Annotated in this window: 15 protein-coding genes; 11 read left to right on the top strand and 4 right to left on the bottom strand. The window is 71.3% G+C overall.

The features are described 5' to 3' along the window. Positions 1-25: 25 nt before the first annotated feature. Entirely contained in the window at positions 26-1,219 is a 1,194-nt protein-coding gene (locus ACGFYV_RS22680; protein WP_393880235.1) for a MarP family serine protease, read from the top strand. A 25-nt stretch (positions 1,220-1,244) separates the two neighbouring features. Here the strand turns inward: ACGFYV_RS22680 and ACGFYV_RS22685 are convergent, their stop codons facing one another. Next, on the bottom strand, positions 1,245-1,733 hold the full coding sequence (locus ACGFYV_RS22685; RefSeq protein ID WP_393880236.1) for a GNAT family N-acetyltransferase: 489 nt from the start codon (positions 1,731-1,733) through the stop codon (positions 1,245-1,247). 82 nt (positions 1,734-1,815) lie between these two features. Here ACGFYV_RS22685 and ACGFYV_RS22690 point away from each other — a divergent pair, with 82 nt between their 5' ends. After that, positions 1,816-2,712, top strand: a complete 897-nt coding sequence (locus ACGFYV_RS22690) for a TIGR01777 family oxidoreductase (RefSeq protein WP_393880237.1) — start codon at positions 1,816-1,818, stop codon at positions 2,710-2,712. A 162-nt stretch (positions 2,713-2,874) separates the two neighbouring features. Further along, positions 2,875-4,239: an NAD(P)/FAD-dependent oxidoreductase gene (locus ACGFYV_RS22695; protein ID WP_393880238.1), complete on the top strand. Its 1,365-nt coding sequence runs from the start codon at positions 2,875-2,877 to the stop codon at positions 4,237-4,239. Between the two features lie 149 nt (positions 4,240-4,388). Here the strand turns inward: ACGFYV_RS22695 and ACGFYV_RS22700 are convergent, their stop codons facing one another. After that, positions 4,389-5,918: a regulator gene (locus ACGFYV_RS22700; RefSeq protein WP_393880239.1), complete on the bottom strand. Its 1,530-nt coding sequence runs from the start codon at positions 5,916-5,918 to the stop codon at positions 4,389-4,391. A 265-nt stretch (positions 5,919-6,183) separates the two neighbouring features. Between ACGFYV_RS22700 and lipB the strand changes: the two genes are divergently transcribed. The 4 genes from lipB (at position 6,184) to ACGFYV_RS22720 (ending at position 9,300) form a co-directional block, all read left to right on the top strand. Then, complete coding sequence (gene lipB, locus ACGFYV_RS22705) at positions 6,184-6,981, top strand: lipoyl(octanoyl) transferase LipB (RefSeq protein WP_393880240.1); 798 nt, start codon at positions 6,184-6,186, stop codon at positions 6,979-6,981. Between the two features lie 125 nt (positions 6,982-7,106). Continuing rightward, positions 7,107-8,072 (top strand): lipoyl synthase, encoded by a 966-nt coding sequence (gene lipA / locus ACGFYV_RS22710; protein ID WP_393880241.1) that lies wholly within the window; start codon positions 7,107-7,109, stop codon positions 8,070-8,072. Positions 8,073-8,298: 226 nt separating this feature from the next. Continuing rightward, complete coding sequence (locus tag ACGFYV_RS22715) at positions 8,299-8,496, top strand: hypothetical protein (RefSeq protein ID WP_393880242.1); 198 nt, start codon at positions 8,299-8,301, stop codon at positions 8,494-8,496. Between the two features lie 99 nt (positions 8,497-8,595). Continuing rightward, positions 8,596-9,300 carry a DUF4191 domain-containing protein gene (locus ACGFYV_RS22720; protein ID WP_393880243.1) on the top strand — a complete coding sequence of 235 codons (705 nt, stop codon included), beginning with the start codon at positions 8,596-8,598 and terminating at the stop codon, positions 9,298-9,300. A gap of 128 nt (positions 9,301-9,428) precedes the next feature. Here the strand turns inward: ACGFYV_RS22720 and ACGFYV_RS22725 are convergent, their stop codons facing one another. Then, positions 9,429-9,896 carry an RDD family protein gene (locus tag ACGFYV_RS22725; protein WP_393880244.1) on the bottom strand — a complete coding sequence of 156 codons (468 nt, stop codon included), beginning with the start codon at positions 9,894-9,896 and terminating at the stop codon, positions 9,429-9,431. A 207-nt stretch (positions 9,897-10,103) separates the two neighbouring features. Between ACGFYV_RS22725 and glnA the strand changes: the two genes are divergently transcribed. Next, positions 10,104-11,513, top strand: coding sequence for a type I glutamate--ammonia ligase (glnA, locus tag ACGFYV_RS22730; RefSeq protein WP_393880245.1), 1,410 nt, complete (start codon positions 10,104-10,106; stop codon positions 11,511-11,513). A 167-nt stretch (positions 11,514-11,680) separates the two neighbouring features. Here glnA and ACGFYV_RS22735 read toward each other — a convergent pair whose 3' ends face one another. Then, positions 11,681-11,968 carry a hypothetical protein gene (locus tag ACGFYV_RS22735; RefSeq protein ID WP_393880246.1) on the bottom strand — a complete coding sequence of 96 codons (288 nt, stop codon included), beginning with the start codon at positions 11,966-11,968 and terminating at the stop codon, positions 11,681-11,683. A 268-nt stretch (positions 11,969-12,236) separates the two neighbouring features. Between ACGFYV_RS22735 and ACGFYV_RS22740 the strand changes: the two genes are divergently transcribed. The 3 genes from ACGFYV_RS22740 (at position 12,237) to ACGFYV_RS22750 (ending at position 14,128) form a co-directional block, all read left to right on the top strand. Then, the gene (locus tag ACGFYV_RS22740) at positions 12,237-12,494 is read left to right on the top strand and encodes a hypothetical protein (RefSeq protein ID WP_393880247.1); all 258 of its coding nucleotides are present in this window, start codon (positions 12,237-12,239) and stop codon (positions 12,492-12,494) included. Between the two features lie 112 nt (positions 12,495-12,606). Then, the gene (gene htpX / locus ACGFYV_RS22745; RefSeq protein ID WP_393880248.1) at positions 12,607-13,527 is read left to right on the top strand and encodes a zinc metalloprotease HtpX; all 921 of its coding nucleotides are present in this window, start codon (positions 12,607-12,609) and stop codon (positions 13,525-13,527) included. A 4-nt stretch (positions 13,528-13,531) separates the two neighbouring features. Further along, positions 13,532-14,128 (top strand): hypothetical protein, encoded by a 597-nt coding sequence (locus ACGFYV_RS22750; protein WP_393880249.1) that lies wholly within the window; start codon positions 13,532-13,534, stop codon positions 14,126-14,128. Positions 14,129-14,305 lie beyond the last annotated feature (177 nt).

The raw sequence follows: 14,305 nt of genomic DNA on the forward strand, positions 1-14,305 counted from the left end.
GGGGGCCCGAGGGAAAGGCGGCTCCGTGGACCTGCTCGACCTGGTGCTCGTGCTGGTGCTCGTCCTCTACGCGGCGTCCGGTTACCGGCGCGGGCTGGTGGCCGGATGTGTGTCGCTGGCCGGGTTCGTGGGCGGCGCGGTCGTCGGCGTGTGGGCGCTGCCCTGGGTGACCGGGCTGGCGGCGCGCGGCTCGGCGACGGCGACGGTGCTGGCCGTGCTGACGGTGCTGGTGCCGGGCATGGTGGGGCACGAGCTGGCGGGCCGGCTGTCACTGCGGCTGCGCGACGAACTGGACCGGGCCGGCCGCAGTCCGCTGCGGGTGGCGGACGGGGTCGGGGGTGCGGCGGCCAACGTGGTCGCCGTGCTGATCGTGGCCTGGGTCGCGGCGAGCGTGCTGGGGGCGGCGCCGTCCCAGACGCTGACGACGCAGATCCGCAACTCGGCGCTGCTGGGCGCGGTGCAGCGCACGATGCCGGACACGACGCCGGCGTGGTTCTCGCGGGCCACCTCCGCGCTGACCGAGGCGGGGTTCCCGCAGGTCTTCAACCCGTTCGAGAACGAGTCCACGGCGCAGGTGGCCAAGCCCTCCGGCGACAACGTCACGGCGGACGCGACGCGGGCGGCCAGGCTGAGCACGGTGAAGATCGAGGGCGCCTCCGGGACCGAGGGCCGCGAGGGCAGCGGCTTCGTCTACTCCCCGCAGCACGTGATGACGAACGCGCACGTGGTGGCCGGCATCGACGACCCGGGCGTGCGGGTCGGCGGGGTCGGGCGGTCGTACGAGGCGCGGGTGGTGCTCTTCGACCCGGAGCGGGACGTGGCGGTGCTGTACGTGCCCCGGCTGAGCGCCCCGGTGCTGCGCTTCGACGGGCTCGCCGGGCGGGGCCAGGCGGCGGTGGTCGCGGGCTATCCGCAGGACGGCAGCCTGGACCTCCAGGCGGCGACGGTGGGCAACCGGGTGCGGGCGAGGGGCCAGAACATCTACAACGACGGCTCGGTCACCCGGGAGATCTACTCGCTGCGCTCGACGGTCCGGCCGGGCAACTCCGGCGGCCCGCTGCTGACCACCGACGGCCGGGTGTTCGGCGTGGTCTTCGCCCGCTCCACCTCGGACTCCGAGACGGGGTACGCGCTCACGGCGGACGAGGTGGCGGCCGACGCCACCCGGGCGGCGTCGGCCACGGCACCGGTGGACACGGGCGAACTGGTGACGTCGTAGGACGCCGTGCGACGCGTCCCGCTGCTTACAGCGCGCGGCCCATGAGGACGTCGTCGACGTACGCGCCGGCCAGGAAGAACTCCTGCGGCTGGATCCCCTCGACGGCGAACCCCTCGGACTCGTACAGCCCCCGGGCCGGGGTGTTGTGGCCGAGCACGCGCAGGGTGAGGCGCCGCGCGCCGCGCCGTCGTGCCTCGTCGGCGGCGGCCCGGACCAGATCCCGTGCGACGCCCCGTCCGCGTGCCGCCTCGGCGACGGCGAGCCCCTGGATCTGCAGGACGTGCGCGTTCGCGGCGAGCGGGGTCGGGCGGGCGAGCCGGATGTACCCGGCGATGCGCCCGTCGAGCACGGCGACCAGGAAGTCGCCCGCCGGATGACGCTCGTCGAAGAACGGGTCGTACGGCGGCTGCGGCTCGGGCGTCACCGCGTGCAGGGTGGACCAGGTGGCGCGGTCGAGGGCGGACAGTTGCGGTGCGTCGTCGTCCGCGGCGACGCGTATGTACGGCTCGGGCATGGCGGTCACTCTACGGCGGCGGTTCACGGACACCCGCCCGGTTTTCCGCGGATCCCGGGGCCGTAACGCGCATGCTGGAGTCATGCAACGATCAAGAGTCGCGGTGGCGGGTGCGTCCGGTCTGATCGGCGGCGCTCTGGTGCGGTCCCTGACCGCGGACGGGTACGAGGTGGTGCGGCTGGTCCGCCGCGGGGCGCGGGGCGCGCAGGAGGTCTGCTGGGACCCCGAGGGGGGGTACGTGGACGCGGCGGGGCTGGCCGGCTGCGACGTGGTGGTCAATCTGGCCGGGGCCGGGGTGGGCGACCACCGCTGGACGGCGGAGTACAAGCGGCGGATCCGGGACAGCCGGGTGCTGGGCACGGCGGCGCTGGCGGAGGCGGTGGCCGCGCTGCCCGAGCCGCCGCGGGTGTTCGTGAACGGCAGCGCGATCGGCATCTACGGCGACACGGGTGACCGGGTCGTGGACGAGGACACGCCCCCGGGGGACGGTTTCCTCTCCTCGGTGTGCGTGGAGTGGGAGGAGGCCGCCGCGCCCGCTCAGGAGGCGGGCGTGCGTACGGTGTTCCCGCGCACGGGGCTGGTGGTGGCCCGGTCCGGCGGGGCCTGGGGGCGGCTGTTCCCGCTGTTCCGGGCGGGGCTCGGGGGGCGTCTGGGAGACGGCGGGCAGTACTGGTCGTACATCGCGCTGCACGACGAGGTCGCCGCGATCCGGCATCTCATCGACCACGACGAGCTGTCCGGGCCGTTCAACCTGACCGCGCCCACACCGCTGACGAACCGTGAGATCACCGCGGCGATGGGGCGGGTGCTGCACCGGCCGACGGTGTGCGCGGTGCCGGCGCCGGTGCTGCGGACGGTGCTGGGCGAGATGGCCGGGGATGTGCTGGGCAGTCAGCGGGTGGTGCCGAAGCGGTTGTCGGAGTCGGGGTTCCGGTTCGCGTTCCCGGGGATCGAGGACGCCGTGCGTGCAGCGGCGTGAGTGTTCATATGTGACCGTATGCGACCTCCATGCGACCGTGCCCTGTTCATGCGCGACTGTTCCTGGCCGCTCCGGGACCTAACCTCAAGCCGAACTCGGGTATCCCTGGAGCCTGTTGGGGGCATGACGTCTCCACCGGCCGCGCAACCACAGGAGGGGCTCGTGCTTGACCCCGCGTACCAGGTGGACGTCGTCATCGTGGGAGCCGGGATCGCCGGACTCTCGGCGGCTCATCGGCTCACCAGCGCAGGAATGACCACCGCAGTCCTGGAGGCCGCCCCGTGTCCGGGCGGCCGCATGTCGACCGAGAAGGTCGACGGCTTCCGGCTCGACCGCATCGGACAGCCGCTGTCCACGTCGTATCCCGAACTCGGCCTGACCCCGGGGCTCAGGTCGCTCGCCCTGCGCCGCTTCGCCCCCGGCGTCCTGCTGCACCACGACGGGCGCAGGCACCACGCGGGCGCACCGGCGGCCAGAGGGAGCGCCAGGGGCGCACTCCATGTGGCGCGCGCCCTCGCGAGCGCCCCCAGGGGGCCGGCGGCGTCGCCTGCCCGGGTGAGCGCGCCGATGGGCGGCGCGGTCGACCAGGCCCGGCTCGGCACCGCGCTGGGCCGGATCGCGGCCATGCCCGTCGAACGGCTGCTGTCCCGCCCGGAGTTGCCCGCCGCGCAGGCGCTGGCGGCCCACGGGGTGCCCGCCCGCACCGTCGACGGCTTCCTGCGCCCGCTGCTCGCCGCGCTGCTCTGCGACCCCGAGCTGAGCACGTCCAGCCGCTGCGCCGACCTGGCGCTGCGCTCGTTCGCCAGCGGGCGGCTGTGCGTGCCGGAGGGGGGCGCCGAGGCACTGCCCGAGCTGCTGGCCGGGGCACTGCCACCCGGCACCGTGCACACCGGGGTGCGGGTCACCTCCGTGTCGACGACCGCGGTGACCACCGCCGAGCACGGGGTGATCCGCTGCCGCGCCGTGCTGCTGGCGACCGACGCGCGGGCGGCGGCCGAGCTGCTGCCGGGCCTGCGGGTGCCGGACTTCCACCCGGTGACGGTCGTCCACCACACCACGGACGACCCGGGCCCGGCGCTCTCCACGGGCACGTCACTGCTCCTGGACGCCGACCGCGGCGGCCCGGTGGCCCACACGGCGGTCCTCAGCAACGTCGACCCGAGCCGGGCGCCCGCCGGCCGGCCGCTGATCTCCTCGACCGTCCTCGGCCGCCCGCCCGAGGACCTCGACACGGCCGTGCGCATCCACCTCTCCCGCCTCTACGGCACCTCGACGCACCGCTGGGAGACCCTGGCCGTCCACCACACCCCCGAGGCCGTCCCCACCATGCGCCCCCCGCACGACCTGCGCCGCCCTGTACGCCTCCTGGCCGGCCTCTACGTCTGCGGCGACCACCGCGACACCAGCACCGTCCAGGGCGCCCTCCACTCCGCCCAGCGCGCCACGACCGCGATCCTCGCGGACCTCTCCGCCACCACCCCCATGCACCGCGCCGACCCGGCCCCGACCATGCCGAAGGCGGCATGAGCCCCTGAAAGGAGCGCGGAAAGAAGCGCCCCGAAAGGGGCGCGGGGCCCCATCCGACAGGCGGCTCCGCCGCGGGGCGCGAGCAACCACAACAAAGCGTCACCCAAAGAACAGCCCCACCCACAACGGCGAAAGCTCCGCAGGCCCCCTCAGCCGAGAGCCGCGACCTTCTCCCGATACCCCCGCACCGGCGCCGCGTCCTTGTACGGCTCCAGCCGGCGCTCGAAGTCCCTCACGTACTCGTGCGCCCGCGCGGAGCGCATCTCCGCCGCCTGCCCCGCCGCCTCGGCGGCCAGCGCGCACGCCTGGTCGAGTTCGCCGAGGCCGAGACAGGCGGTGGCGAGGACGACGCGGCAGAAGAGCCTGCTGCGGGCACAGGACGGCGCCCGCAGCTGGAGAGAGCGCTCCGCGTGCTGCGCGGCGGCCCGGTACTGCTGCAGGTCGCGGTGGCAGTGCCCGAACTCGTCGGCCAGTTGTGCCTCGTCGACGAAGCGCGCCCAGTACGGCACCTCGTCCCCGGGCCGCGCCGCCTCCAGGGCGCGCTCGGCCCGCACCAGCGCGCTCGTGCACGCCCGCACCTCCGCGAGCACACCGTGCGCCCGCGCCTCGGCGGTGTGCAGCAGCGCCTGGACGACCGGGGGCGCGCCGCTGCCGACCCCCTGCTGCGCGACCCGTGCCAGCTGCACCGCCTCTCTGCCGTGCCCGAGGTAGACGGCCTGGCGGCTCATGGTGACCAGCACGTACGAGCCGTACGCGCGGTCGCCGGCCGCCTGGGACAGCCGCAGGGCCTGCACGAAGTAGCGCTGGGCGAGTCCGTGCGCGGCGATGTCGAACGACGTCCAGCCGGCGAGCCGGGTGAGGTCGGCGGCAGCGGCGAACAGGCGGCGGCCGGTCTGCTCGCCGTACACCCCGCGCAGCATCGGCTCGCACTCGTGCTCCAGATAGCGCACCAGGGCCTGGCGCGCGTGCCCGCCGCCGTACTGGTCGTCCAGGGTGCGGAACAGCTCCCCGACCGAGCGCAGCGCGGCGATGTCGCCGCCGCTGACCCGGTGTCCGGGCGTGCGCTCTGCGTGGCCGCGGGAGCGGGGCGGGGCGAGCACGGACTCGGGCCGGTCCTTGACGCCACCGGGCCGGTCCTTGAGACCGCCGGCCTGGTCCTTGAGACCGCCGGTCCGGTCCCTGGTGACGCCGGGCCGGCCCTGCGCGGGCACCCGGGGCGGCGCCTCGCGGGCCACCCGGTCGTCGGCCCTGCCGATCAGCCAGTCGCGGCTGGGCACGACGAGCCCCGCCGGTGTGAAGGCGATCTTGCGCAGCTCGGCGTGGCTGCCGGAGTCCTTGCGCCACAGCCCGCTGACGATGTCGACGGCCTCCTCGGGGGTCGCCGCGAACTCCAGCCCGGCGTACACCGGCGCACAGGCGTCCAGTCCGAGGTCCTGGGCCGTGAGCCGGCGTCCGAGCCGGCGCGTGAACACCTCGGCGATGAGGGCGGGCGTCGTCCCTCTGGGCTGCTGCCCGCGCAGCCAGCGGGTGACGGACGTCTTGTCGTATCTGAGATCCAGCCCGTGCTCCAGGCCGAGCTGGTCGACGCGACGGGCCAGACCCGCGTTGGAGAACCCCGCCTCTGCGATGAGCGCGGCGAGCTGGCGGTTGGGGGTGCGCTGCGCGGGTCGGTCCGTCATCTGTGGTGCGGTCTCCTGCCTTCCAGGCCTCTGAGGTGCCGGATTGCCGATGAGCAGCCCTTTTGGCCTCACGAACGGCGCGAATGTAGCGCTGAGTGAGCAGGTCGTCGCACACTTCCCCATGCATTCATCCGATCGTGTGAGGATTGCCTGCTGGGCTGACGTCGCCCGGTCGGACGTACAGTGGCGTGGGCGCGATACGTGCCTGACGCACCCATCGCCGGCAGGCCGGGGGTGCCACGGAATGCCGAGGGAGGCGCTTGCCGTGAGTGAACTGCGGTTCGTCCGCATGGGGTTCGGTGCGGATGCCGTCGAGTACCAGGAGGCGTGGGACGAGCAGCGCCGGGTCCACGCGGCCCGGTTCGCCGACGAGATCTCCGACACCGTGCTGCTGCTGGAGCACCCCCCGGTGTACACGGCGGGACGCCGCACCGCGGACAGCGAGCGCCCCCTCGACGGCACCCCGGTCATCGACGTGGACCGCGGTGGCAAGATCACCTGGCACGGCCCCGGCCAGCTGGTGGGCTACCCGATCCAGAAGCTGCCCCGCCCGGTGGACGTGGTCGCGCACGTGCGCCGCCTGGAGGAGGCGCTCATCCGCACCTGCGCCGAGTACGGCGTCGAGACCACCCGGGTCGAGGGCCGCAGCGGGGTCTGGGTGCTGGGCGACCCGGTCGAGCGGCGCCCCTCCCTCGGCGGGCTGTCCCTGGACCTCGACCCCCGGCTCGGCGACGACGAGTTCGACCCCCGTCTGAACGGACCGGAGTACGCCCCCTCCAACGCCGGGCAGCGCCGCGAGGACCGCAAGATCGCCGCGATCGGCATCCGCGTCGCCAAGGGCGTCACGATGCACGGCTTCTCCTTCAACGTGAACCCGGACAACCGCTGGTTCGACCGGATCATCCCGTGCGGCATCCGTGACGCGGGCGTCGCCTCGCTCGCGAACGAGCTGGGCCGGGACATCACGGTCGAGGAGGTCCTGCCGGTGGCGGAGAGGCACCTGAAGGACATCCTGGAGAACGCGGACCTCAAACCGCGCGTGATCGAGAAGGCGTCCGCCTGACGTCGGGAATCCGCCCTGCGGGTCCCCGGTCGGACTCCCAGGCAGGGCTCGATTAACACGGGCGTACCCTGGTGTACGCCGAAGAATCGAAGACCACGGTCTAAGCAATCAGCAGGGAGCCGGTCGTGTCCGCAGTCGCACCCGACGGACGCAAGATGCTGCGTCTGGAGGTCCGCAACAGCCAGACCCCCATCGAGCGCAAGCCCGAGTGGATCAAGACGCGGGCGAAAATGGGCCCCGAGTACACGAAGATGCAGAACCTCGTGAAGAGCGAGGGCCTGCACACGGTCTGCCAGGAAGCCGGCTGTCCGAACATCTACGAGTGCTGGGAGGACCGCGAGGCGACCTTCCTCATCGGCGGCGACCAGTGCACCCGGCGCTGTGACTTCTGCCAGATCGACACCGGCAAGCCCGAGGCGCTCGACCGCGACGAGCCGCGCCGCGTCGGCGAGTCCGTGGTCACGATGGACCTGAACTACGCCACCATCACCGGCGTCGCCCGCGACGACCTGGAGGACGGCGGCGCCTGGCTGTACGCGGAGACCGTACGCCAGATCCACCAGCAGACGGCGGAGCGTGAGGCCGGCCGTACGAAGGTGGAGCTGCTGGCCCCCGACTTCAACGCGGTCCCGGAGCAGCTGGCCGAGGTCTTCGAGTCCCGCCCCGAGGTCTTCGCGCACAACGTCGAGACGGTCCCGCGGATCTTCAAGCGGATCCGCCCCGGCTTCCGTTACGAGCGCTCCCTGAAGGTCATCACCGAGGCCCGCGACTTCGGCCTGGTCACCAAGTCCAACCTGATCCTCGGCATGGGCGAGACCCGCGAGGAGGTCGTCGAGGCGCTCAAGCAGCTGCACGACGCGGGCTGCGAGCTGGTCACCATCACCCAGTACCTGCGCCCCTCCGTGCGCCACCACCCGGTGGAGCGCTGGGTGAAGCCGCAGGAGTTCGTGGAGCTGAAGGAGGAGGCCGAGAGGATCGGCTTCTCCGGTGTGATGTCCGGCCCGCTGGTGCGCTCCTCGTACCGCGCCGGGCGCCTTTACCAGATGGCCGTCGAGAAGCGTGGTTCGTACATCGCCACCCAGGCGGTGTGAGCAAGGCGTGTGAATTCTCGCACAAGTTACTACTGGCCAGTAGTGGCCGAGTTGGCGCGGTCCTGACCGTCCTCGCAGATGAGGGCGACCTCAGGGCCGCGTCGGCGTTTCCGGACTCCCTATAAAGGTTTCATTGGCGTTTGACCGGCCGGTCACGCCCTGGTAACACCAATGAGTGACCCTGGTATCACTCGATGTAGACCCGGACCGAGGGGGGACCTCGACCATGCAGGCCGCGCCCGTTCGCGCCACCGCCATTCCGACCTTCACCGGCGCACTCCGCGCCGTCGAGTCGCTGCTCATGAGCAGCGGCCAGCGCACCGCCCGCCGTAACGCCTGGACCTCCGTCCTGGAGGACCGCCGCCGCGCCAAGGACCGGGTCGAGACGCAGCGCGTCCTTGAGCAGGCGACCACCCGCTCCTGACCCCCGACCCGGCCCCCGGCCCCGCCACCTCCCCCTGGGCCGCCGCCCTTCCCGGCACTGCCGTCGTGGGCGCTCCCGGGGCCACGTAGACTTCGTGGCATGGCGAGGAAGGAACCCGCGGCGGACGCCGCGAACGCAGGGCGACTGAAGCAGATCGCTCTCACGTACAAGATGACCCGCAAGGCCGACAAGAAGATCGGCCTTGTACTCGCGGCCGTCGGCATCGGCACGCTCGGTGTCTTCCTCGCGATCGGCTTCTTGATCGGTCACCCGGTCTATCTGGGCATCTTCGGTCTGCTGGTCGCGCTGCTGGCGTCGGCGATCGTGTTCGGCCGCAGGGCCGAGCGGGCCGCCTTCGGTCAGATGGAGGGCCAGCCGGGCGCCGCCGCGGCGGTCCTGGACAACATCGGCCGGGGCTGGACGACGACGCCGGCGGTGGCGATGAACCGCAGCCAGGACGTGGTGCACCGCGCGGTCGGCAAGGCCGGCATCGTGCTGGTCGCCGAGGGCAACCCGAACCGGGTGAAGGGCCTGCTGGCCGCCGAGAAGAAGAAGATGAACCGCATCGTCGCGGACGTCCCGGTGCACGACGTGATCGTCGGCAACGGCGAGGGCCAGATCGCGCTGAAGAAGCTGCGCACGACCATGCTGAAGTACCCGCGCGTCCTCACCGGCCCCCAGGTGACCACCACCAACGACCGGCTGCGCGCCATGGGCGACCTGATGAGCAACATGCCGGTCCCGAAGGGTCCGATGCCCAAGGGTGCGCGGATGCCGAAGGGTGGCGGCCCGAAGGCCCGCTGAGGTCCCGCGAAGGCCCGCTGAGGTCCTGCGGACTCGTACGCGTACGACGATGGGGCGCCCGGATGATCACTCCGGGCGCCCCATCGTCGTACCTGCGAGACCTGCGAGACCTGCGATGCCTACAAGGGTCAGATCCTGACCTCGACGGTCTTCGCGAGCCGGTCGTGCAGGCCGCGGCCGTCCCGGTCCCAGATCAGGGCGGGGAGCGCGAGGCAGAGCAGGAACGTGCGCAGCAGGGCCCGCAGCGGGTTGACCGTGCCGGTCCGCAGGTCCACGACCCGGATGCCGAAGAGGCGCTTGCCCGGGGTGAACCCGATCGTGCCGACCGTCAGGGCGCTCATCACGAAGAAGACGAGCAGCGCCCAGTTGCTCGTGGCCGGGCTGTTGCCGTGCGTGATCAGGCCGTATGCGATCAGCACGCACAGTGCCCAGTCCACGGCCAGCGCGCCGAGCCGGCGGCCGGGCCGGGCCAGTGAGTCCGGGCCCTGTTCGGGCAGCCCGAGCCGCTCGCCCCGGTACCCGAAGTCGGCACCGGCGTCCTCCAAGGCCGCCCGCGGTCCGGAGAGCCACGATCCGATTGCTTGCCTGTTGTCCACCCGTCAACGGTACTGTGCCCGCATTCGCGCGGAACGCGGAGGGTGTCGCGGGGCTACCGTTGAAGGGTGGCCGGTTAACTTCTGCGAAACAAACGGGTCACGCCCGAGAAATCACCCGTCCCTAGGGTCGAGACCACCGTGTGCCACCGCACTGGCCGCACGAACGATCTACCCCGTCGAGGACGGTCGGGAAGTAGGAGGAGCTGGATGTTCCAGAACGCCGACGAGGCCAAGAAGTTCATCGCGGACGAGGAGGTCAAGTTCGTCGACGTCCGCTTCTGCGACCTGCCGGGCGTCATGCAGCACTTCACGCTGCCCGTCGAGGCGTTCGACCCGGACGAGGAGCTGGCCTTCGACGGATCGTCGATCCGCGGGTTCCAGGCCATCCACGAGTCCGACATGGCCCTGCGCGCCGACCTGTCGACGGCCCGGGTGGACCCGTTCCGCCGCGACAAGACGCTCAACGTCAACTTCTTCATCCACGACCCGATCACGGGCGAGCAGTACTCCCGTGACCCGCGCAACGTGGCGAAGAAGGCCGAGGCCTACCTCGCGTCCACCGGTATCGCCGACACGGCGTACTTCGGTCCCGAGGCCGAGTTCTACGTCTTCGACTCCGTCCGCTTCGCGACCAGCGCGAACGAGTCCTTCTACCACATCGACTCCGAGGCGGGCGCCTGGAACACCGGTGCGGTCGAGAACAACCGCGGCTACAAGGTCCGCTACAAGGGCGGCTACTTCCCGGTCCCGCCGGTCGACCACTTCGCCGACCTGCGCGCCGAGATCTCCCTGGAGCTGGACCGGGCCGGCCTGAAGGTCGAGCGCCAGCACCACGAGGTGGGCACCGCCGGCCAGGCGGAGATCAACTACAAGTTCAACACGCTGCTCGCCGCCGCCGACGACCTCCAGCTCTTCAAGTACATCGTGAAGAACGTCGCCTGGCGCAACGGCAAGACCGCGACCTTCATGCCGAAGCCGATCTTCGGTGACAACGGCTCGGGCATGCACGTGCACCAGTCGCTGTGGACGAACGGCGACCCGCTGTTCTACGACGAGGCCGGTTACGCGGGCCTGTCGGACACCGCCCGCTACTACATCGGCGGCATCCTCAAGCACGCCCCGTCGCTGCTGGCCTTCACCAACCCGACGGTGAACTCGTACCACCGCCTGGTGCCGGGCTTCGAGGCGCCGATCAACCTGGTGTACTCGCAGCGCAACCGCTCCGCGGCGATGCGTATCCCGATCACCGGTTCCAACCCGAAGGCCAAGCGCGTCGAGTTCCGCGCCCCGGACTCCTCCGGCAACCCGTACCTGGCCTTCTCCGCCCTGCTCCTCGCGGGTCTGGACGGCATCAAGAACAAGATCGAGCCCGCCGAGCCGATCGACAAGGACCTGTACGAGCTGGCTCCCGAGGAGCACGCGAACGTCGCCCAGGTCCCGACCTCGCTGCCGGCCGTCCTCGACTCGCTCGAGTCCGACCACGAGTTCCTCCTCCAGGGCGACGTCTTCACGCCGGACCTGATCGAGACGTGGATCGACCTCAAGCGCACCCAGGAGATCGCGCCGCTGCAGCTGCGTCCGCACCCGCACGAGTTCGAGCTGTACTTCGACGTGTGACAGACCCGCGCTTCGGCGTGTGACGGACCCGCACGCCGGGACCGACGCACACCGAGACCGACGCCGAGGGCCGCCACCCGGAATCACTCCGGGTGGCGGCCCTCCGCCGCGTCATGTCACGTCGTTGTGTCGCGCGGCCCGCGGCTCGGGTCTTCGCCTCCCGGCGATCACCTCACCACGACCACGACCGTGCTGCCGGTGCCGAAGCCGTAGCCGCCGTAGCCGCCGTAGCCGTACGGGAACCCGTAGTTGAACCCGTAGTTGAAGCCGTTGTTGAAGCCGAAGCGGTTGTTGAATCCGTAGCAGTTGCCCCACCCGCCGCAGCCACGGTTGGTGGTGACCTGCGTGGGAGCGGCGGCCGAAGCCGTGGTGGCGGTGGCGATGGTGGCTCCGCCGGCCAGCAGGACGCCGACGGCGGACATCGCCGCGAGACGCCTGGCACGCTGTGCATTCATGGACGTACCTTCCTTCCACCCCCCGTGCGGTCATCGACTGCACGAACCGGATGGCCGCGACCTCAGTTAAGAGTCCGGCGCGGTCGTTGGTGTGGCCGCACTGCGACGGCCCCACTACTCGATGCTAGTGGCCCCTCGTCCCCTCAGCATCCTGGAGGGGATCAGCCCCCGGGAGCACGGCGCCGTGCAACCTTTCGCCCTTCCCAGGCTTCCCACTCCCGGGGGATCATGCGCCCTGGCTCTTCACGACGAGAGAGGTTGCACGGGGATGTCCGAACAGGACGACTGGGAGCGGGAGTTCGATCATCGCTGGGCGAGTTCCGCCGAGCACAAGGAGCCCTCCGCGCGGGCCCGTATGCTCGCCGCCCGCTGGAAGGAGAACCCCCCTGACCCGGCCCCCTTCCGCGCCGATCCCGACCCCGTCTCCCCGCGCCGCTCCTCCTGGGTCTCCACGGCCGTGGTCCTCGGCTGCGTGGCCGCGGTGATAGTCCTGCTGGGCTGGGCGCAGATGCGCTCGCCCTACTGAGCAGACGTGGGGAAGGCTTTGCTGTGACGAGGGGTGACGGGGGCCTGTTCATGGCCGGTGGGAGGTGCACACTGGACAGCGGGACGAGTGCCTGAGTGCGGGGTGGTGCAAGATGCAGAGCCGCTTCCGGAGCGATCGAAAGCTGACCGTGCGCATGACGGTCACGCTGTTCCTGCTCGGGCTGCTGTACGTGGCCTTCGTGGCCGCGTTGATCGCGTTGCTGAAGTCCTGGCTGCTGGTCGTGGTCCTGGTCGGGGCGATGTTCGTGGCGCAGTTCTGGTTCTCGGACCGGATCGCGATGTTCGCCATGCACGGGCGCGTCGTGGACCGGGACGAGTATCCCGAGCTGCACGCCGTCGTGGACCGGCTGTGCGCGATCGCCGACATGCCGAAACCGGTGGTCGCCGTGTCCGACATGGACATGCCGAACGCGTTCGCGACCGGCCGGAATCCCGATCATGCCGTGGTCTGTGTGACCACGGCGCTGCTGCGGCGGCTGGAGCCCGCCGAGCTGGAGGGCGTGCTCGCGCACGAGCTGTCGCACGTGGCGCACAAGGACGTCGCGGTGATCACGGTCGCGTCGTTCCTCGGCGTGATCGCGGGACTCATCGTGCGGTTCGCGTTCTACTCGCAGGTCTTCGGCGGGGGCCGCCGGGACCAGAACACCGCCGCCGTCTTCGCCGCCGTACTGGCCGTCTCGGCCGCCGTGTACGCGATCAGCTTCCTGCTGATCCGGGCGCTGTCCCGCTACCGCGAGCTGGCCGCCGACCGGGCCGCCGCGCAGCTGACCGGCCGCCCCTCCGCGCTGGCGTCGGCGCTGACCAAGGTCTCCGGGGACATCGCCCGGATCCCGACGAAGGACCTGCGCACGGCCCAGGCCTTCAACGCCTTCTACTTCACGCCGGCCACCGGCAAGGAGCCCGGCATCGAGCGCTTCTTCTCCACCCACCCGACCCTGGAGCAGCGGCTCGACCAGCTGGGGCGGATCTCCGCGGAGCTGGGCGAGGCGGCCACTCCCGGGAAGGCGGGGTGAAACCTTGGGCCTGCTGGACATCCTGCTGGGGCGTACGAAACCGGTGGCGCCGGATCTCGACCGGCTGTTCGCGCTGCCGTCGGCGGCGGTGACGCTGGAGGCGGCGGCCGGGTACCGGCCGACCGGCGTCGGCGCGGTGTGTTTCGCCACGGTCGAGGGCGCCGCCTTCGAGCAGACGCACCGGGAGGTCCAGGCGCTGCTCGACGCGGACACGGACCGCACCGGCCCCCCGGTGGAGCTCGCCCAGGACGCCTACGGCTACTCGTGGCTGGTCTCCCGCCGCACCCCCGAGCAGCTGCCCCAACTGGTCAACGACCTGCACGCGGTGAACAGCTCGATGGAGGTCAACGGCTTCGGTCCGCAGTTGCTCTGCTCACTCGCCACGTTCCGGAAGGAGAGCGACGGCGACGGCCGCAGGCTGGCCCTCGTCTACCTCTACAAACGCGGTACGTTCTATCCACTGTGTATACGCCTTGGCCAGCAGAAACGTGACAACGCGCTGGAGCTCCAGATTGCCGGCCTACTGAAGAACGATCTGCGCATCGAGGAAGATCTGTCTCGATGGTTCCCTGTCTGGGGCGCTCCTGGAATGGAACAGTGAGCCTGTGAAGCCGACCTCTCATACCCTCCCTGACATGCTCATCAAGTTGATCATGGAGGCTGGTATCACCCCGGAGCGGATGGAGGAGGCCATGCCCCTGGTGACGGCCAGGTCCTCCGAGTCGCTCCCCCAGCAGCGACAGGACCAGCCTCGCCGCGCGGCCACCTGGCGCACTGC

Origin of the sequence: Streptomyces sp. NPDC048297 (assembly GCF_043201585.1) — a bacterium.
Lineage (GTDB): Bacteria > Actinomycetota > Actinomycetes > Streptomycetales > Streptomycetaceae > Streptomyces.

What these genes read in the sequence shown, in the direction of transcription:
- ACGFYV_RS22720 (WP_393880243.1), top strand. Translation starts at nt 8,596, where the DNA reads ATGGCGAGGAAGGAACCCGCGGCGGACGCCGCGAACGCAGGGCGACTG.
- ACGFYV_RS22740 (WP_393880247.1), top strand. Translation starts at nt 12,237, where the DNA reads ATGTCCGAACAGGACGACTGGGAGCGGGAGTTCGATCATCGCTGGGCG.
- ACGFYV_RS22715 (WP_393880242.1), top strand. Translation starts at nt 8,299, where the DNA reads ATGCAGGCCGCGCCCGTTCGCGCCACCGCCATTCCGACCTTCACCGGC.
- glnA (WP_393880245.1), top strand. Translation starts at nt 10,104, where the DNA reads ATGTTCCAGAACGCCGACGAGGCCAAGAAGTTCATCGCGGACGAGGAG.
- ACGFYV_RS22735 (WP_393880246.1), bottom strand. Translation starts at nt 11,968, where the DNA reads ATGAATGCACAGCGTGCCAGGCGTCTCGCGGCGATGTCCGCCGTCGGC.
- ACGFYV_RS22685 (WP_393880236.1), bottom strand. Translation starts at nt 1,733, where the DNA reads ATGCCCGAGCCGTACATACGCGTCGCCGCGGACGACGACGCACCGCAA.
- ACGFYV_RS22700 (WP_393880239.1), bottom strand. Translation starts at nt 5,918, where the DNA reads ATGACGGACCGACCCGCGCAGCGCACCCCCAACCGCCAGCTCGCCGCG.
- ACGFYV_RS22690 (WP_393880237.1), top strand. Translation starts at nt 1,816, where the DNA reads ATGCAACGATCAAGAGTCGCGGTGGCGGGTGCGTCCGGTCTGATCGGC.
- htpX (WP_393880248.1), top strand. Translation starts at nt 12,607, where the DNA reads ATGCAGAGCCGCTTCCGGAGCGATCGAAAGCTGACCGTGCGCATGACG.